The organism is Arthrobacter sp. CJ23 (genome assembly GCF_024741795.1).
Classification (GTDB): domain Bacteria; phylum Actinomycetota; class Actinomycetes; order Actinomycetales; family Micrococcaceae; genus Arthrobacter.
The window spans coordinates 4,592,652-4,610,939 of sequence record NZ_CP102950.1; the positions used below are offsets into that span (position 1 = coordinate 4,592,652).

The 18,288-nt window shown below is 67.9% G+C and carries 14 protein-coding genes; 5 read left to right on the top strand and 9 right to left on the bottom strand.

Annotation, left to right across the window (positions count from 1 at the left end):
- Nucleotides 1-62 precede the first annotated feature (62 nt).
- The 3 genes from NVV90_RS20825 to NVV90_RS20835 all read right to left on the bottom strand — a co-directional run bounded on the left by NVV90_RS20825 (nt 63) and on the right by NVV90_RS20835 (nt 6,110).
- Nucleotides 63-3,911, bottom strand: coding sequence for an NPCBM/NEW2 domain-containing protein (locus tag NVV90_RS20825; RefSeq protein ID WP_258439139.1), 3,849 nt, complete (start codon nt 3,909-3,911; stop codon nt 63-65).
- Nucleotides 3,912-4,101: 190 nt separating this feature from the next.
- The gene (locus NVV90_RS20830; RefSeq protein ID WP_309304081.1) at nt 4,102-4,758 is read right to left on the bottom strand and encodes a response regulator transcription factor; all 657 of its coding nucleotides are present in this window, start codon (nt 4,756-4,758) and stop codon (nt 4,102-4,104) included.
- Nucleotides 4,755-6,110 carry a sensor histidine kinase gene (locus NVV90_RS20835; RefSeq protein WP_258439140.1) on the bottom strand — a complete coding sequence of 452 codons (1,356 nt, stop codon included), beginning with the start codon at nt 6,108-6,110 and terminating at the stop codon, nt 4,755-4,757. The genes NVV90_RS20830 and NVV90_RS20835 overlap by 4 nt, the downstream gene beginning before the upstream one ends.
- Nucleotides 6,111-6,312: 202 nt before the next feature.
- Between NVV90_RS20835 and NVV90_RS20840 the strand changes: the two genes are divergently transcribed.
- Both NVV90_RS20840 and NVV90_RS20845 read left to right on the top strand, forming a co-directional pair.
- Nucleotides 6,313-7,395, top strand: coding sequence for an ABC transporter permease (locus NVV90_RS20840; protein WP_258439141.1), 1,083 nt, complete (start codon nt 6,313-6,315; stop codon nt 7,393-7,395).
- Nucleotides 7,396-7,445: 50 nt separating this feature from the next.
- Nucleotides 7,446-8,135, top strand: coding sequence for an ABC transporter ATP-binding protein (locus NVV90_RS20845; protein WP_258439142.1), 690 nt, complete (start codon nt 7,446-7,448; stop codon nt 8,133-8,135).
- A 20-nt stretch (nt 8,136-8,155) separates the two neighbouring features.
- Here NVV90_RS20845 and NVV90_RS20850 read toward each other — a convergent pair whose 3' ends face one another.
- Nucleotides 8,156-8,548, bottom strand: a complete 393-nt coding sequence (locus NVV90_RS20850; protein ID WP_258439143.1) for a helix-turn-helix domain-containing protein — start codon at nt 8,546-8,548, stop codon at nt 8,156-8,158.
- Nucleotides 8,549-8,630: 82 nt separating this feature from the next.
- Between NVV90_RS20850 and NVV90_RS20855 the strand changes: the two genes are divergently transcribed.
- Nucleotides 8,631-9,236, top strand: coding sequence for an NAD(P)-dependent oxidoreductase (locus NVV90_RS20855; protein ID WP_258439144.1), 606 nt, complete (start codon nt 8,631-8,633; stop codon nt 9,234-9,236).
- A 139-nt stretch (nt 9,237-9,375) separates the two neighbouring features.
- Here the strand turns inward: NVV90_RS20855 and NVV90_RS20860 are convergent, their stop codons facing one another.
- The 5 genes from NVV90_RS20860 to NVV90_RS20880 form a co-directional block, all read right to left on the bottom strand.
- Nucleotides 9,376-10,815, bottom strand: a complete 1,440-nt coding sequence (locus NVV90_RS20860; protein WP_258439145.1) for an NAD(P)/FAD-dependent oxidoreductase — start codon at nt 10,813-10,815, stop codon at nt 9,376-9,378.
- Nucleotides 10,808-12,343: a glycosyltransferase family 87 protein gene (locus tag NVV90_RS20865; protein ID WP_258439146.1), complete on the bottom strand. Its 1,536-nt coding sequence runs from the start codon at nt 12,341-12,343 to the stop codon at nt 10,808-10,810. The genes NVV90_RS20860 and NVV90_RS20865 overlap by 8 nt, the downstream gene beginning before the upstream one ends.
- Nucleotides 12,344-12,460: 117 nt before the next feature.
- Complete coding sequence (locus tag NVV90_RS20870) at nt 12,461-12,601, bottom strand: hypothetical protein (protein WP_258439147.1); 141 nt, start codon at nt 12,599-12,601, stop codon at nt 12,461-12,463.
- A 622-nt stretch (nt 12,602-13,223) separates the two neighbouring features.
- Complete coding sequence (locus NVV90_RS20875; RefSeq protein WP_258439148.1) at nt 13,224-13,808, bottom strand: histidine phosphatase family protein; 585 nt, start codon at nt 13,806-13,808, stop codon at nt 13,224-13,226.
- On the bottom strand, nt 13,809-15,335 hold the full coding sequence (locus NVV90_RS20880) for a CCA tRNA nucleotidyltransferase (RefSeq protein ID WP_258439149.1): 1,527 nt from the start codon (nt 15,333-15,335) through the stop codon (nt 13,809-13,811).
- Between the two features lie 208 nt (nt 15,336-15,543).
- On the opposite strand from NVV90_RS20880, the gene NVV90_RS20885 reads away from it, so the two are divergent.
- Together NVV90_RS20885 and murJ are read left to right on the top strand one after the other, a co-directional pair.
- The gene (locus tag NVV90_RS20885) at nt 15,544-16,044 is read left to right on the top strand and encodes an NUDIX hydrolase (protein ID WP_258441250.1); all 501 of its coding nucleotides are present in this window, start codon (nt 15,544-15,546) and stop codon (nt 16,042-16,044) included.
- Nucleotides 16,045-16,070: 26 nt separating this feature from the next.
- Nucleotides 16,071-18,161 carry a murein biosynthesis integral membrane protein MurJ gene (murJ, locus tag NVV90_RS20890; RefSeq protein ID WP_258439150.1) on the top strand — a complete coding sequence of 697 codons (2,091 nt, stop codon included), beginning with the start codon at nt 16,071-16,073 and terminating at the stop codon, nt 18,159-18,161.
- Nucleotides 18,162-18,288 lie beyond the last annotated feature (127 nt).

The window sequence follows — 18,288 nt, forward strand, 5'->3', positions numbered from 1 at the left end:
AAGCCAGCGACGGCGGCAGCCCGCCTCCCGAGGGGAAAGCGGGCCACCGCCGTCGTACTAAGTCACGGCGCGCAGGTGAACTTGGCGTCCCCCCATACGCCGTGGGCGCCGTTGATGGAGCCGGACGGGTCCACGATCACGTCCACGTACGCCACGCCGCTGAGGTCCACGGTCACGGACTCGGGGGCGAAGCCGGGCGTGTACGTGCGCGACTGGTACTTGTTCACGCCGTCGGCATCCACCTTGAAGATGATGTTCCCGCCGAAGCCGCTCTCAAGGCCCACCTGGGCGGTGAAGCTGCTGCACTTGCCGCCCAGGTAGTACGTGATCCTGGAGGCAGCGTGCACGCCCAGGCCCTTGGCGTAGCCGGGCTGCAGGCCCGTGGCGGGGTCGGTGTAGTTGATGGCCAGCGGCTTGTCCGGGGACGAGGCCGAGTCCTTGTTGGCCACGTTCTTGCCGATCACGCCGTAGCCGTTGAGGGCCTGGACCCACGGGGTTTCGGAGGCGTAGACCGCGCCGTGCGGCACCTCGGGCAGGGGCTGCGTGGTCACCTTCCAGTCGAAGAACTTCACCCGCGTGTCGGTGGGCAGGGTCACCGAAGCGAGTTCCTTGGTGGGGTTCAGCCGGACCGTGTTGGCGAAGGCCTGGTACTTGTACTGCGTGTACTCCGGGGACGGTCCGTTGGCGTTGTTGCGGCCCTGCTCGGAAACCGCGACGACGGCGCCGTTCAGCACCGAGGGCTGCAGCCAGTTGGGGAAGAAGATGGACTGCTTCTCCGTGGTGCCGTCCTTATAGCTCAGGGTCAGCGTGGGGCTGGTGCCGTTGCCTACGGCGGCCGAGCCGAGAACGGCCAGATGCGTTCCCTGGCCCGTGACGGCGATCGTCTGGGCGGAAAGTGCCACCGCGTTGGGGACATCCGGGCCCACGGCCGGCCAGGTGAAGTCCACCTGCTTGGGCGTTCCGGCGTTGACCGTCACCGTGCTGCCGGGGCGGACCCCGCCGGCCGGAACGGCCGCCGCGGCGAGCTGCTCAGCGGAGAACGTGGCCCCGCCGCCGTCGAAGTTGCCCAGGGCCTTGTTGGCCACGGTGGTGACCGAGATGTTGTTGTAGGCGGCAGCCAGCGAGCCGTAGGCCACGTAGATCTGGTTGGCTCCCGCCACGGTCTGCGGCGTTCCGTCAGCGGCAGCGTACGACGCCGAGAACCGCACGGTCTGTGCGCCCGCCTTTGAGGCGGCGCCGGGGGAGACCACGAAAGTGGCCGTGATGGACTGGCCGCCTCCGACGCTTGCCGCCGAGTCGCCGGTGGCGCTCTTGACGGTCCAGCCCTCCGGCAGTGCCGGGGTCAGCCGGACGTTGTTCTTGGCCTGCTTGCCGGTGTTGACGAATTCAGCGGTGACCGTGGCTTCCTGGTCCTGGAAGACCTGCTGCCCCGTGGTGACGCGGAGTTCGGCGGCGGTGCCTTCCTGGCTCCGGCCGCCCAGCGGGCCGGCCTGCTTGAGCAGCACAGTGGCCGTCTTGTCGGAGGCAATGGGGCCGGTCTTGACGTGGACGGTGCCGTTGTTGGCTCCGTCGAAGTACCAGCCGGTGGTGGCGGCCTCGAAGGCTGCCTTGTCGGCGAGCTTGGCCAGGAGGTTGCCGCCGACCTGAACGTCCCGAGGGGCCTCGCCGGCGTGGACCGTGAGCTGGTAGGGTCGGGCCGCAGCCTTGCCGGCATAGTCGCCGTCGCGGGTGTTGATCTTCACCGACACGGTGCCCGGACCGTAATCCGGGGCCTCAACCTCGAACAGCTGGCGGGAGGCCTTGCCGTCCTTGTATTCGCGGCTGACCTTGTCATCCTCGTAGAGCATGAAGGTGTTCTTGCCCTTGGCGTAGATGTCGAGGGTGATGGGGGAGTCCTCGGCCACCAGGGACGCGTTGCGGGCCACGATGCCCTGCGGCACCACGGCACCGGCGCGGACGAAGACGGGCAGCTTGTCCAGCGGGGCGTTGTAGCCGTTGAGGATCTGGCCGCCCTGGTAGAGCTTGCCCGTCCAGTAGTCCACCCACTGCTGCCCGGCCGGCAGGAAGATGCCGTTGCGGACGTCGGTCTGGGTAAAGACCGGGGCCACCAGGAAGTCGGAGCCCAACATGAACTGGTTGTTGGCCTCGGCGCCGTAGGACCACTGCTGCTCCGGGAACTCGAGGGCCATGGAGCGCATCATCGAGACGCCGGTGGCCGAGGATTCCTGAGCCAGCGTGTAGATGAAGGGCATGAGCTGCTGGCGCAGCTGCAGGTACTGGCGGTTGATCGCGGTGGCTTCATCGCCATAGAGCCACGGGCGCTTGTCCTTGGCGGCCCAGCCGGACATGGAGTAGAGAGCCGGGGCGAAGGCCTTCCACTGGAGGTCGCGGACATAGGACTCGGCGGAACCGCCGAAGATGCCGTCCACGTCGCCGGTGCTGAAGGCGAAGCCGGAGTTGCCGGCTCCGGTCAGCGCGGAGACCTGCCAGCGGACGGCGTCGAGGTTGCCCGAGTGGTCGCCGGTCCACTGCATGCCGCAGCGCTGGGCGCCCGCCCAGCCTTCCACCATGAGGGAGGTGCCACGGGAGGTGGAGTACTGCTCGATCCCGTCGTGGGCTGCCTGGCAGCCGGTGAGGGCCTGGCGGTAGCCCTGGCCCACCCAGGCGACGTCCAGTTTGCGCATGCGGACGCCGGCCTCGCCCACCTCGTATTCCTGGTTGGTCAGCGAGCGCTGGGTCCAGAGGCCCACCTTGAGGTCGGTCTCTTCCTCGATGCTGTCCACGGTTTCGGGGAGCTGCTGGTATTCGCAGCCGTAGCCGTCGTTGACGAGCATCCAGCCGGCGGGCATGTCGTTCTCGACGAACTTCCGGGCCGTCTTGATGGCGTCCGGCGTGCGCTGCTTGGCGCCGTCGGGGTCCCCGAAGCCGGAGGAGGAGTAGCCGGGGTTGGAGCGGTTGTAGCAGTCGGCGTCGCCGTATTCCAGGGCGTAGACCGGCGGCATCAGCGGCTTGCCGGTGAGCGTGGTGTAGGAGTTCAGGGATTGCTTGTAGTCGCCCACGAAGTAGTAGGCGTCGAAGCGCCTTTCCTCGTGGGTGGAGGTGGGCTGGTTCCCGAAATCGTAGGAGCCGCGGGCGAAGGTATCGCGCAGGACGCCGTAGCCCTTGTTGGACATGTAGTACGGCACGGCGTTGGGGTAGCCGTCATCGTCCCAGTCGAAGTTCCGGGCGATGTTGATCAGGGCGCCGGTGTGGACGGAGCGGCCGTTCTGCATTCCGCCGCCGATGAACTGTTCGCCGTCCTGGGGTGCCAGGTGCTGGGTGGCCGACTTGGCGCCGAAGGTGATGGGGGCGGATTCGGCGAAGACCAGGGAGCCGTCGGCGCGGAGCAGCTTGAGCTGGGTGGTGGCCTTGTTGACGTGCAGGCTGACTTTGGCCGTGGACAGGACGATCCAGTCGCCGTCAGTGACCGCGGGGGTGGTGCCGGGGAACTTGTCCTTGCCCACCACGATGTTGGCCGTCCGGGCGGGGTCGCCCTGGTCGGTGTTGGCGGGGTCCGTGAACGTTCCGGTGGGGTCGGCTTCGAGGCGGAAGTTGCCGTCATCGAGGAACGTGACGCGGATGGCGCCGGCTTCCGTGGCGAGGTCGACGACGTTGCCTGCCTGGGTAAAGCCGGTGATGGCGCCGAGGGGTACTCCGGCGGAGTCCACCGGTACTTCCGGGGTAACGGTCTTGATGGCTGCCGGGTCGCCGGGGGCGGCATTGGCGGCGGCGGGGAAGGTCAGGGCGGGAACGGCTGCGGCCAGCAGGAGGGAGGCGAGGCCGAGGGCCGCGGCCTTTCTGCCAAGACAGCTGAGGGTACCCGTGGTGCCCGTCCGGACGGCGCCGGACAAGCCCTGTGAGGGTGCGGACATGGGGACTCACTTTCGAGAGGTGACTTTTTGTGATCTAACTCATAGTGAAATGTGCACTAATCGTCACTCCGAAAAGGCAAAAGGTCAACCGTTTCACCAAAATTGCCCGCCCAACTAGCTCGCAATAGTGGTTGTTCTGGACGCTCAGAACAACCACTATTGCCAGTCAGCTGGGTTCGCGGGGCGCGCGTCAGCGGGTGCGGATGATCCGCCGCTGGGTGGCCACGGCGATGGCCGCCGTGCGGTTGTCCACGCCGAGCTTGGCGTAGATGTGGACCAGGTGAGTCTTGACCGTGGCCTCGGAAATGAAGAGCTGGCGCGCGATGGCCCGGTTGCTCATGCCCGTGGCCAGGAGCTCCACCAGTTGGACTTCACGGGTGCTCAGCGCGGGCTCCGGATTGCGGATCCGGCCCATCAGCCGGGCCGCCACCACGGGCGCAAGGGCGGTCTGGCCTGCGGCGGCGGAGAGCACAGCCTGGCGGATCTGCTCCGGCGGCGCGTCCTTGAGCATGTAGCCGCTGGCCCCGGCCTCGACGGCGGCCAGGATGTCGGCGTCGGTGTCGTACGTGGTGAGGATCAGCACGGGCGGCGGGGGAGATCCGGCGTCGCCGGCTTTGATCTTGCCTGTGGCGGTGACGCCGTCCATCCCGGCGCCCATCTGCAGGTCCATCAGGACCACATCCACGGGCTCGCCCAGGGTGTGGAGCTTGGCCAGCTCGGCGAGGGCGGCGCCGCCGTCGGCGGCTTCGGCCACCACGGTGATGCCTTCGAAATCGGCCAGCATGGCGCGGAGTCCGGCACGGACCACGGGGTGGTCGTCCACCAGCAGGACACGGATGTCGTTCACGGTGCGGGCTCCTCGGTGACGTCGCTTGCGACGGTGCTTTCGGCCTGCTCCAGGGGCAGCCGGATGGCCACCACGGTCCCTTCGCCGGGCGCGGATTCGATGTCCAGGCTGCCGTCCAGCGCCGCCACCCGCTCGCGCAGGCTCTTGAGCCCGATGCCGGTTCCATCGCCCCGGGCGGCAGGCCCCGGCCCGTCGCCCAAGGCAGAGCCGCCCAGCGCTGCGGCGTCGAAGCCGGTACCGTCGTCGAACACATCCATGGTGACCTCCGCGTCCAGGAAGGACAGGGTCACCACGGCGGTGCGCGCGTGGGCGTGCGCCCACACGTTTGCGAGCGAGGACTGCGCCGCACGGAGCAGGGTGGCCTCATACGGTTTGGGGAGCTCCACGGGGGTGCCGTCGAGCTCGAAGCGGCAGCGCAGCGCGGTTCCCCGGGCCGCTGCCTCGGTTTCGGTCTTCCCGCAGAGCCGGCGCAGGGTCTCCACGAGCGTGGATTCCTCCAAGGCCGGGGAGCTGAGTCCGCGAACGAAGTTCCGGGCCTCGGCCAGGTTGGCGGAGGCGGTGTCCTGAACGATCCGCAGCCGTTCCCGTACGGTGCCGGAGTCGCCGGCGTCGAGGGCCTTCTCGGCGGACCGTCCCATCAGGACGATGCTGGAGAAACCCTGGGCGAGGGTGTCGTGGATTTCCCGGGCGAGCCGTTCGCGCTCGGCCAGCACACCGGCGTCGTGCTGGGTCCGGGCCAGTTCGGCGCGCGTCCGCCGCAGTTCCTCGGCGGCCAGGCGCTGGCTTTCGGCCTCCACGTACAGGGCACGGTAAGCCAGGCCCGTGACCACGGCGAAGGCGGCCCCGAACACGGGGCCCAGGACCATGGGGAGCTGCATCCCGCCGTCGGCGGCCCCGCGGCTGTGGAACCAGAGAGCCCCCACCAGCAGGGCCGTGCTCCCCGCGATAGCCGGCAGCGCCCAGCGCCGGGGGAGCAGATGCAGCTGCAGGAAGAAGAGCGGGAAGGCGAGCCAGGCGAAGTCGGAGCTGACCAACAGGAGCAGCAGCCAAAGCAGGGTCACGGCGCCAAGCCACCAACGGGCAAAGGGCTCCGGATTGAAGCGGGACGGATCCACGGAGCGGCGTTTTTCGAGGATGGTCCCGGCCAGGTACACGGCCGCGAGGAGCGCGGACAGCAGCAGGCCCACGCCGACGGCGAAGGCGGACGTCCCCTCGCTGTAAGCCGCGCCGGAGACGGCAACGCGGACCACGGCCACCAGCAGCAGCACGGCGAAACCGACATGCAGGCTCACCCGGAGCACGCGCAGGATCAGGGCGGCCCCGCTGACCGTTTCCCGCGCGTTCCTCTGCATGCCTCCCAGCGTAGCCCCGGCCTCCGACGGAACAGCCCCGAATCCGCGCCGGAGCAGGCCAATCAACCGAACGGTTGATCCCCGGGTCAACCGCACGGCCCCGGCCAAGCAACCGTGCTCCCGATGCCGGAGCCGCCCAACGCCGGGAGAGTGGAAACAGGGCCGGAAACCGGCCGCCATGGGGCACAAACGAAGGATTCCAATGCTTCTCGCCGTCCGCGACATCCGCTTTGCCAAGGGCCGCTTCGCCCTCATGGGCAGCGTGGTCGCCCTCATCACCCTCCTGCTGGTCATGCTGTCCGGCCTGACCGCCGGCCTGGGCAACCAGTCGACGTCGGCCATCGCCGCGCTGCCCACGGACCAGATCGTCTTTGGCGCCCCCGCAGGCGGCGAAGCGAAAGCCTCCTACACCGAATCCGAGGTCTCCCCGGCCCAGCTGGACGCCTGGCGCCGGCAGCCGGGAGTTGCCTCGGCCACGGCGCTGGGGATCAGCCAGACCCGCTTCCAGTCCCTCGGCGACGGCGGCGCCACAGGCACGGCCAACGTCGCGGTCTTCGGGGCCGACGACGGAACCGCACCGTCGCCCGTCGCGGACGGGGCCGTCGTCGTCGGTCAGTCCCTGGCGAAGGAACTGGGGCTGGCGCAGGGCAGTCGGGTGGCCGTTGCCGGCACCGAACTGGCAGTCTCGGCCGTCGTCCCGGACCAGTGGTATTCCCACACGGGCGTGGTGTGGACAACGCTCGATACCTGGCGGAAGCTCGCCCACACCGCTCCCGGCGAGGCGACAGTCCTGGCCGTGACGTTCGACGCCGGAGCCTCCGTGGACGTCGACGCCGCCAATGCGGCGGCCGGCACGGTCAGCGCCTCGCCCGCCGGTTCGTTCCAGGCCCTCGGCTCGTACAAGAGCGAGAACGGCTCACTCATGCTGATGCAGGCATTTCTCTACGGCATCTCCGCGCTGGTGATCGTGGCGTTCCTGACCGTTTGGACCGTCCAGCGCACCCGCGACATCGCAGTCCTCAAAGCCATGGGCGCCTCATCCGGCTACGTGCTGCGCGATGCCCTGGTCCAGGCCGGAATCGTGCTGCTCGCCGGGGCCGCCGTGGGCGGCACGGCGGGTGTGGTGGGCGGATTCTTCGCCGCCCAGGCCGCGCCGTTCCTGGTCACGCCGCTCACCACGCTCCTGCCGATCGCCGGGATTGTGCTCCTGGGCCTGGCCGGTGCCGTACTGGCGGTCCGAGGCGTCACCAAGGTCGATCCGCTGCTCGCCCTCGGCGGCAACTGACCGGTCGCCAACCTCCGCCCCACCAAAACATTCCTCGAAAGGCATATACCGTGAGCACCGCCCTGAACCTCGTCAATGTCACCCTCGAATACCCCGACGGCGACTCCACCCTCAAGGCGCTCGACGCCGTCAGCCTCAAGCTGGATGCCGGCGAATTCCTGTCCCTCGTGGGACCTTCCGGCTCCGGGAAATCCTCGCTGCTGGCGGTCGCGGCCACGCTCGTCCGCCCCACGTCCGGGCTGGTGGTGATCGACGGCCAGGATGCCACGGGGCTCCGCCTGGCCGAGCTGACGGCCCTGCGCCGGGACGCCGTGGGCATCATCTTCCAGCAGCCCAATCTCCTGCCCTCGCTGACCGCCGTCGAGCAGCTCGTCATCGGCGACCATCTGCGCGGCAATCCCGTGCGGCCGGCACGGCGGCGGGCTGCGGACCTGCTCGACGTCGTCGGGCTGGGCGGCGTGGTCAACAAGCGCCCGCACCAGTTGTCCGGCGGGCAGCGCCAGCGCGTCAACATTGCGCGGGCGCTCATGGCCAGCCCGCGAGTGCTCCTGGTGGACGAGCCGACGGCGGCCCTGGACATGGAGCGCAGCGAGTCGATCGTGCGGCTGCTTCGCCAGGTCACGGACGAGTTCTCGACGGCGACCCTCATGGTCACGCACGATACCGAGTTCCTGCCGCTCACGGATTCCGTGGCCAGCATGCGCGACGGGCGGCTGGGCCTGCCGATCCGTACCGCCTGAGCCAGCCCACAAGGCGCGGGTCAGCGGCCCAGCACGGCCTCGTCCTGCGCGTCATCGTAGGCGTCGCGGGCCTCGAGGATGCTGGGCACATGGTTCTCGGCCCATTCGCGCAGCATGGTGAGCGGCTGCAGCAGAGATTCGCCGAGCGCCGTGAGCTCGTAATCCACGCGCGGCGGCACCTGGGCGTGGATGGTGCGAGTGATGAGGCCGTCGCGTTCCAGCGTCCGCAGCGTCTGGGTCAGCACCTTGGGCGTCACCACGCTGACCATCTTGCGCAGCTCGGAGAACCTGACGGGCCCGCCGCCGAGGACCTGTATCACCAGGGACGCCCATTTGTCCCCGATCCGCTGGAAGACCACGCGGGAAGGGCAGTTGGCGTCAAGCACATTGGCGGGAAAGTCTTTGGTATCCACGAGGTAACTAGGTTCCTTTGAAGCTATCAGTATCCGAAAGATACTTTTGTGTCACGCAAGGATAGCAACCCCAAGGAGAGTCATGAAAATCGCAGTCTACGGCGCAACCGGCATGGTCGGCAGCCAGATCGTCAACGAATCCCTCACCCGCGGCCACCAGGTCACCGCCATTTCCCGCAAGGGCGCCGAGGTTGCCGGTGCGGTCTCCGTGGCCGCCGACCAGGCCGACAGCCAGACGTTCGCGCAGATCGCCAAGGAGCACGACGCCGTGGTGCTGGCGACGGGCCCCAGCCGCACCGGCGGCGACCACGCCGAATGGCTCGCGGCCATGGAGACCGCCTTCAGCAACGCGGAAGGCACGCGCCTCATGATTGTGGGCGGCGCGGGAACCCTGGTGATCGACGGCGTCCGTCTCCTTGATTCGCCTGACTTCCCGGAGGCCTACAAGGCTGAGGCCACCACGGCGGCCAAGGCCCTCGCCGCCGTCAAGGAAGCCCCGGAATCCCTCGACTGGACCGTGCTCGCCCCGGCACCGATGATCCAGCCCGGTGAGCGCACGGGCAGCTACTCCGTGGCCAAGGACTCGCCGGCAGGCAGCAGCATCTCCACGCAGGACTACGCCGTGGCAATGCTGGACGAGATCGAAACCCCGGCCCACCGCCGCGCCCGCTTCACCGCCGCCAACTAAAGCCGCCAACTAGAACCCAGCGCCCTCGCGAAGGCCCTGCGCGCCCTCGCGAAGGCCCGGCGCCCTCGCGAACGGGCAGCACGTGCCCCTAAATCCGCGCCAAGAGGGCATCTGCTGCCCGTTCGCGCTCAAACAAGAGCTAGCCCAGGCCCAGCCCGGGTACCTGGATCCCGAATATGTCCTTCAGGGCATGCTTCGCCGCGTGGTACCCGGGCATTCCTGTCACGCCGGGTCCGGGCGGGGTGGACGAGGAACACAGGTACACGCCCGGCAGCGGGGTGCGCCACGGAACCGCGGACAGCACGGGCCGCCGCAGCAGGCCCCGGACGTCCATCAGCCCCGCGCTGAAGTCCCCGCCCACATAGTTCTCGTTGTGCGCGGCCATGTCCGCCGCCGTTGTGGTCCTGGAGGCAAGCACCACGTCCCGGAAGCCCGGGGCAAAGCGCTCGATCCTGGCCGTCACGGCCTCGGCCATGTCCACCGCGGAGCCGGCGGGCACGTGGCAGTAGCTCCACAGGATGTGCCGTCCCGCCGGTGCCCGGCCGGGGTCCACCACGGACGGCTGCGAGACGAGCACGTAGGGCTCCGCGGGATGCCGGCCGGCGGCCACGAGGTTCTCGGCCTCGGCCATCGCGGCGCGGGTGCCGCCCACGTGCACCGTTCCGGCGCGGGCCAGCTCCGGCGCCGCCCACGGCACGGGTCCTGACAGGATGAAGTCCACCTTGCACGCCGCGTTCCCGAAGCGGTAGGAGTCCAGCGCCCGGCGGTAGCGTTCGGGCAAGCCGGCCGGGGCCATCCGCAGGAAGCCAGTCGGTGCCACGTCCAGCAGTTTCACGCGCCCCGGCAGCGACGCCAGGAAGTCCACGCGTTCCCCCGTGTGGATCGTCCCGCCGTGGGCCAGGACGTCGTCGGCCATGGCAGCGGCGATCGACGCCGAGCCTCCCACGGGGATCGGCCAGCCCACGGCATGGGCCAGCAGTGCCAGCATCAGCCCCGCCCCGGATGCCGTGACGGAGGGAAGGGGTGCCACGGCATGTGCGGCGACGCCCGTCAGCAGGGCCGGCCCCTGGTCCCCGGCAAACTTCCGGTTCCACCATGGCGATCCCTGTTCCAGGGTTGCCAGGCCCAGCAGGGCGGCCGCCACAGGGTCACGGGGAACGCGCAGCAGCGCATTCGTGGTCACGTCCAGCACACCGTCCAGCCGCTGAAGCAGCGGCGCCATCAGCCGCCGGTACGCCGGCCCGTCAGCTCCGAGCCCCGCCGCCGTCTGCTCCAGCGAGCGGTACGCAATCGCGGCCCGGCCGCCGTCGAGCGGTGTCCCGTACTGGACCTCCGGCACGCGCAGTTCCACACGCCGTTCCAGCTCGAAACTGCGGAAGAACGGCGAAGCGATCGCCATGGGATGCACGGCCGAGCAGATGTCGTGGAAGTGCCCGGGCTCGATCAGCTCCGCCGTCCGTGTTCCGCCGCCGATCGTCTCGGCAGCCTCGTAGACGTGCACGTCCAGGCCGGCGCGGGCCATGACCACCGCGGCCGCGAGGCCGTTGGGTCCGGAGCCGACGACGGCGACGTCAGGCATCGTGCGACGCCCCCACAGCGGGAGGTTCTACAGCGGGAGGTGCGGCGGGTGGCGCCGCGGGAGTCGCCGCAGAGCGGGGCCGCCAGGGCAGCACCGAGGCCGTGGGCCGGAGGACGTCCAGGCGCAGCCAGTCCTTGCAGCGGTCGAAGGGCCCGCCGTGCGGATCGTCCACGCCGCGCAGGCGGACCGGGTCAAGCTCCGGCTCCCAGATGTCCCAGGCCACACGGAACATCAAATATGCCGTGGCGAACATATGCAGGGCCACGGCCATGACGTAGTAGGGCATGTCGATGTTGTGCTGGGACGCGCCGCCGCTGGTGAGCTGCCCCAGGTACATCCACACGGCCGCCCAGTGCAGCCCCTCGGCGGCCTGCCAGAGCAGGAAGTCCCGCCAGCGGGGGCGGGCCAGGGCCAGCAGCGGAATGAGCCACAAGACAAACTGCGGCGAATAGACCTTGTTGGTCAAGATGAAGGCGGCCACGATCAGGAAGGTCAACTGCGCCAGGCGGGGGCGCCGCGGTGCGGTCAGCGCCAGGATGCCGATCAGCACGCACGCCACGAGGAAGAGGTTGGTGGCCAGGGTGTTGATGGCCGCTGCCTCGAGCTGCTCCCACTTCAGGCGGTTGGCCACGATGTTGTAGACGAACCAGGGGGAGCTGTAGCCGGCGGGGCGCTCCTCGGAGAATTCGAAGAAGTACCTCCAGCCGGCAGGGTTCATGGCGGCGATCGGCACGTTGATGGCCAGCCAGGCGGCGGCCGCGGAGACGGCGGTCACCAGGAAAACCTTGATCCGTCCGGTGCGCAGGGCCAGGAGGAAGACGGCGCCGAGGATCAGCACGGGGTACAGCTTGGTGGCTGTGCCGAGGCCGAAGAAGATGCCCGCCACCACTGGATGGTTCTTCGCGAAGAAGTACATGCCCACCGCGAGCATGCCCACGGCCCACATGTCCCAGTTGATGACACCGGCCAGGATGATCCCGGGCGCCAGGGCCACCATGGCCGCATCCCAGGGCCTGCTCCGGTTGATCCGGGCCGTCGCCAGGACGGTGACCAGCCAGACGGCCACGATCAGGGTGGCATTGACGTCGAAATACCCCAGGATGCGTTCGTCGTTGACTCCCTGGCCGGGGACCAGAAGGGCCGTGGCTCCGGCGATGACGCCCATGATGACCGGGTATTCGAAGAAGCTGCCCTGGGTGAAGAACGGGAAGACGCCGTCCCCGATCCCGCGGTTGCGGAACAGTTCGGGGAAGTCCGAGTAGCAGGTGGCGTAGAACTGGACCGGGGTGTGCCAGCCGTTCACGCGGCAGTGCTGCTTGACCAGGATCGCGAGGAGTGCGGCCAGCACCGTCAGGATGATCAGGACGCGTTCCACCGTGAAGATGCCGGGGGAGACCCTGCCGGGCGCGGACCTCCTCCCGAGCGGACCGCCGATCAGTTCGGTGAAGTTCCGCAGCATGGCGTCGCTGCGGCTGGGAACCACAAAGCGCGCGCGCTTTCGCTGCCGGTGCGGCTTTGTCTCCTGCATGGCATCGAGCATACCTTCAGCTTAAAAGGCAGGAGCCCACGCGTAGCCGCGTGGGCTCCTTGAGGATCTGTTCCAATGTGGATCATCGGACACTCCCTTCGGAAGGGCTGAAGGGCATCAGCGGATGACTCCCATCTGGTGCATGACGACGTAGACGTCTTCGCGGCGCTGATCCAGCAGCTGTCCGTTGAAGATGGTCCGGTCCTTCTCGACAGGCCTGCCGTTGAAGACCAGTATGTCCTTTAGGCGCTTTCCCATGGTTCACCTCCTTTCCTCGATGATTGATACGAATGAATTGACCGAATTCGGGCACAACAATTAAGGCCCATTGAATTCGTGAGAAAACAGCAGCCCAATTAGCGGCATGAGCGCCGGTCAATAATGAGTGGATAAAGCGGATCGATTGAGGTAAACCCCGGATGACCGTGCACACAGCCGAGGCCGGCGCCCTGCAGCCGTCCCCAACAAGAAGCTGGTTCCGAACTATGGGGATACTGCGCACCTGCGGCAAACCGCGTGGATCCGCGTCAACAACTGGCTCTTCCAGGCGCCGAGCCCGGAATACGGGATAGGCGGAAGATCAGATTCCCGCCGGCGACAGGCCGGGCCGGAAAATCAGGGAAAAGCCAGTGGGTTAAATGTGGCGTCGATCAGCAGTGAAGGCCGGGGTAGCAGAGACGTTCATCATCCATCCGCTAGTCAAAGTAATCATTTTCCCAACCTCCTCTTCTGCTGTGGCAATGGCCCGTTTGACTGACCGGAGCATTGCGCGCCTCGATCCCGGCAAATCGCTCTGGGAACAAGATTTAAGTTACACCATGTTTCGTGCACATGGCCAGTGAATTCGAAGATTTACTAAAAAGAATTTCCGAACCGCGGTTCAGAGGCCCCAGCGCACAATTGCGGGGGTCCGCTTGTCCCAGCCCAGGGTGCAGACCTTTGCGGTGCCGAGGATGAAGTGGCGGCCTTCCCGGGCGTCCAGTTCCAGCCAGCGGGCGGTGAGGATCCGGGAGAAGTGGCCGTGGGCCACTACAAGGACATTGTCCATGCCGGATTCGAGGACTCGCGCAATGATCTTGTCCGCCCGGGCGGCCACTTCGTCCAGTGTTTCGCCGTTCGGCACGCCGTCGGTCCAGATCAGGTACTCGGGGTTGTCCTTGCGGATCAGGTCCGAGCTGATGCCCTCATAGTCGCCATAGTTCCATTCGACGGCCAGCGGCTCGTGGACGGCGTCCGGATAGCCGGCCAGCTCCGCCGTGCGGCGGGCGCGGCGCAGCGGCGAGGTCAGCACGACGTCGAAGTCGATGCCTTCCAGGACCTTGCGCGCCTCCACGGCCTGCTGCTCGCCTTCAACGGTCAGCGGCAGGTCGGTGAGCCCGGTGTACTGCCCGCTCTTGGACCATTCGGTCTCGCCGTGGCGGAGGATCCAGAGCTGCGGGCGCGTGAGCTTCGATGTTTCGTTCACTTATGACTCCTCTGATGTTGCGGCGGGCGCGACGGCGGCGGGCGCGGTGTCTTCCGGGGCGGAACCGGCGGTCTCCGCGGAAGGTTCGACGGCGGCGGCGGACTCGGGCTGGCTTGCCCACCATGCCAGAAGCTTGGACTCGGCTTCCTCGTGGGAGAGGGGGCCGTGTTCCATGCGTTCTTCGAGCAGGAACTTGTACGCGCGGCCCACCACCGGTCCGGGCTTGAGCCCCAGCATTGCCATGATCTGGGCCCCGTCCAGGTCCGGGCGGATCGCGTTCAGTGATTCCTGTTCGAGCAGGACCGAAATCCGTTCCTCGAGGTCATCGTAGGCGAAGGAGAGCCGCTCGGCCTTGCGCTGGTTACGCGTGGTGACGTCCGATCGCGTCAGGCGGTGCAGCCGTTCCAGGAGGGGGCCGGCGTCGGTCACGTAGCGGCGCACGGCGGAATCCGTCCAGCCGGCCTCGCCGTAGCCGTAGAAGCGCATGTGGAGCTCCACGAGCCTGGCCACGGCCTTGATGGTGTCGTTGTCGAAGCGCAGCGCCTTCATCCGCTTGGCGGTCAGCTTGGAACCCACCATGTCGTGGTGGCGGAAGCTCACCGCGCCGCCCGGTTCGAAGCGGCGCGTCGCCGGCTTCCCGACGTCGTGCATGAGGGCCGCAAACCGCAGCACAAAGTCAGGGCCGGGCACGGCACCGTCCCCGCCGGTTTCCAGCGAAGCGGCCTGCTCCAGGACCTGCAACGAGTGCTGGTAAACGTCCTTGTGGCGGTGGTGCTCGTCGGATTCCAGGCGCAGGGCCGACACTTCGGGCAGCACGAACTCCGCGAGCCCGGTGTCCACCAGGAGGTCGATGCCCACGCGTGGGTGCGCACCGTTAATAAGCTTGACCAGTTCGTCGCGGACGCGCTCGGCGGAGATGATCTGGATCCGCTCGGCCATTTCGGTCATCGCCAGCCGGACGTCGTCGTGCACGGAGACGCCCAGCTGCGAGGCGAAGCGCGCGGCCCGCATCATGCGCAGGGGGTCATCGGAGAAGGAGGCCTCCGGGGCGCCGGGCGTGGCCAGCTCGGAGGCGTGCAGATCGCGGACGCCGCCGAAGGGATCCACGAGTTCCATGGACGGCAGGCGCAGGGCCATGGCGTTGATGGTGAAGTCGCGGCGCAGGAGGTCGTCCGTGAGCGAGTCACCGAAGGCCACCACGGGCTTGCGCGAATCAGGATCGTAGGCCTCGGCCCTGTACGTGGTGATCTCGATCTGGAAGCCGGACTTCTTCATGCCGATGGTGCCGAACGCACGGCCGATTTCCCAGAAGTTGTCCGCCCACTTCTTGATGACGGAGATGGTCTGGTCCGGCGTGGCATCGGTGGTGAAATCGAGGTCCGGGGAGGTCCGCCCCAGGAAGAGGTCGCGCACGGGGCCGCCCACCAGGGACAGCTCGAATCCGGCGTCAACAAATCGCCGACCAAGGTCCAGGACCACCGGGTCGATCGTGAAGTTAACTGAAGAGCTGTCCAATACGTGCGCCATAGTCTCTTAAGCTTGGCAGATTTTTGGGCCGTCATGGGCCACCGGGACGCCCCAAAACGCGGGGTCCCGCACGCGGACCGGAGGAGACCGGCTCCTGCCGTCCATTTTGCGGCCATGTCCCGGTCATCACCACAGGGCAAGAGTCGTTAGAGTGGAGTTCATGGCCAATCCGATCCCGAGTGCTCCTGGCAGGAGGACGAACGCACCGTTGCCGTCGGCAATCGGCGCCCACGTCGCGCCCGCCCAGCACCCGGTGCAGGCCGCACTTCCCACTGTTGAGGAAGTGTCCGCTGGCGGCGTCGTGGTGGACACCTCCGACGGCGCACTCCGGGTTGCGATCATCGCCCGCCTTAATAGGGGCGGCCGGCTCGAGTGGTGCCTGCCCAAGGGCCACCCGGAGGGCCGGGAAAACAGCGAACAAGCCGCTGTCCGCGAGATCGCCGAGGAGACCGGCATCGAGGGCGACATCTTGGCCCCGCTGGGCAGCATCGACTACTGGTTCACCGTGAGCGGCCACCGGGTCCACAAGACCGTGCACCATTTCCTGCTCCGGGCCACCGGCGGCGAGCTGACCATCGAGAACGATCCGGACCAGGAAGCCGTGGACGCCGCCTGGGTGCCCATCCAGGATCTGGCCCGCAAGCTGTCCTTCCCCAACGAGCGCCGCATCGCCGATTTGGCCCGGGAAGTACTGCCCGAATACCTCTGACGCCGGCACATGGGACGATAAAGGCGATGTCTGCAGCCAAAACAACCCAGTCCGTCCAATCCGGAGAAGCTCGTTCCAGCGCCATCATGGCCGCCGGAACGCTGGTTTCCCGGTTCCTGGGCTTCGCCAAGACCTGGATGCTCGGCGCCGCCCTGGGCCTGGGTTCAACGGTCAATGACACGTTCATCAACGCGAACAACCTGCCCAACCTGATCTTCCTGCTGGTGGCCGGCGGCGTGTTCAACGCCGTCCTGGTGCCGCAGATCATCAAGGCGAGCAAGGCCCCGGACCGGGGTGCGGACTACATCGGCCGGCTGCTGACCCTGGCCGTCATCGTGCTCCTGGCCTTGACCGCACTGGTGACGCTGGCCGCGCCGCTGGTCATCGACCTCACCACGCAGGGCTATTCGCCGCAGCAGAAGGCCCTCGCCGTCACCTTCGCGTTCTGGTGCCTGCCGCAGATCTTCTTCTACGGCCTCTACGCACTCCTGACGCAGGTCTTGAACGCCAACGGCGCCTTCGGCCCGGCCATGTGGGCCCCCATCCTGAACAACGTGGTGGCCATCGCCGGCTTGGGCATGTTCATCTGGATCCTGGGCGAAAACTACACCAACCCGCACACCCTGGATAACTGGGGTCCGTTCCAGACCTTCCTGATAGCCGGGTTCTCCACCATCGGCGTGGTCGCCCAGACGGTCATCCTGATGATCCCGGTGTTCCGGCTGCGGCTAGGCCTCAGGCCGCGTTTCGGCTGGCGCGGCGTGGGACTCGGCCAGGCAGCAAAACTGAGCGTCTGGACGCTGCTGACGGCCGCCGTCGGGCAGTTGGCGTTCCTCTATGTCATGAGGATCGCAACGATTCCCGGTGCCGAGCGCCTCCGCCTGGAACATGCCGGCGAGCTCACCGCCGCGGCAACGCTGCCTGGCAACGCAGTCCTCGAAGTGGCCAGCCAGCTGTACCTGCTGCCGCACTCGATCATCGCGCTCTCACTGGCCACCGTCCTCTTCAACCGGATGACGCGCGCATCCCAGGACGGCAACAAGGCCGAGCTCCGCGATGCCCTGTCCCACGGCCTGCGCACCATGGCGGTGGCCACGGTGTTCGGTGCGCTGGCCCTGTTCGCCCTGGCGGGGCCGCTGGGCATGTTCTTCTCCGGCGGGGAGCCCGCCGACGGCGTCATGCTGGCCCAGACTCTGACCCTCCTGGCGCTCAGCACGCCGTTCATGAGCGCCAACTTCATGATGTCGCGCGTGTTCTACGCCAACGAGGACGCCCGCACCCCGTTCTACGTCCAGCTCCTGCTGGCGGTGGTCTACGTGGTGGGTGCCTTCGCCATCCAGTTCCTGCCGGTGGGCCAGATCATCTACGCCATCGCCGGCCTGTACACCCTCGGAAACATCCTTTCCGTGGTCATCAGCGTGTGGTTCCTGCGCCGCCTGCTGGGCCACCTGGACGGCCCGCGCATCGCCAACTCCTACATCCGGATGGGCTATGCGGCGCTTGGTTCGGCGCTCGCCGGCGCCCTGGCCCTGTGGCTCCTGGGCAGCTACCGGGCCGACGGCTTCGCCTGGAGCAGCCGCCCGGCGTCCCTCGTCACGGTGGTGGTGGTGGGTCCCGTCATGCTGGTGGCCTACCTCTTCCTGCTGAAGGTCTTCCGCGTCAGCGAACTGCGCGATCTGCTGCGCCCGCTGCTCGGCCGCCTGGGCAGCCGTGCCGCACCCGCCGCCGCCCCTGCGGCAGGACAGGGCCCGACGCCGGTACGCGCCACGGTCTCGGACGACACCGGTTTGATTCCACGCATCTCGGGCGAGTTCGACGCCGCCTCCTTCAGGGCGGGCCCCGCGCTGGAACCGGAACCACAGCCGGAGGCGGGCCAGGCACACGGGCCGGCAGCCGCCGTCGGGCAGGCTGTGGAGGACGGGACACTTGCGGATGCCGTCCCGGAGGCCGCCGGGGAAGCCGCGGGCGAAAAGAGCTACCTGCCGGACGAGAACGTCCCCAGTTCCACGCAGGGCGGCTTCCTCCGCCAGCAGATTCCGCTGCCCGGCCGCCGTGCCTACCAGGGAACCCCGGGGCGCAATCCGCACTTCAGGGGCAGGCGCACGCCGAAGAAGTGACCTCCGCCAACCGGGGAGGCAGCACGCAATCGGCTAGGATCAAAGACGAATACAGGTAGTTGCAGACCACGGATCAACCGGCCTCCGGGGGATCCGTACGCACCACCCGCAGCTCCCGGACAGCCTA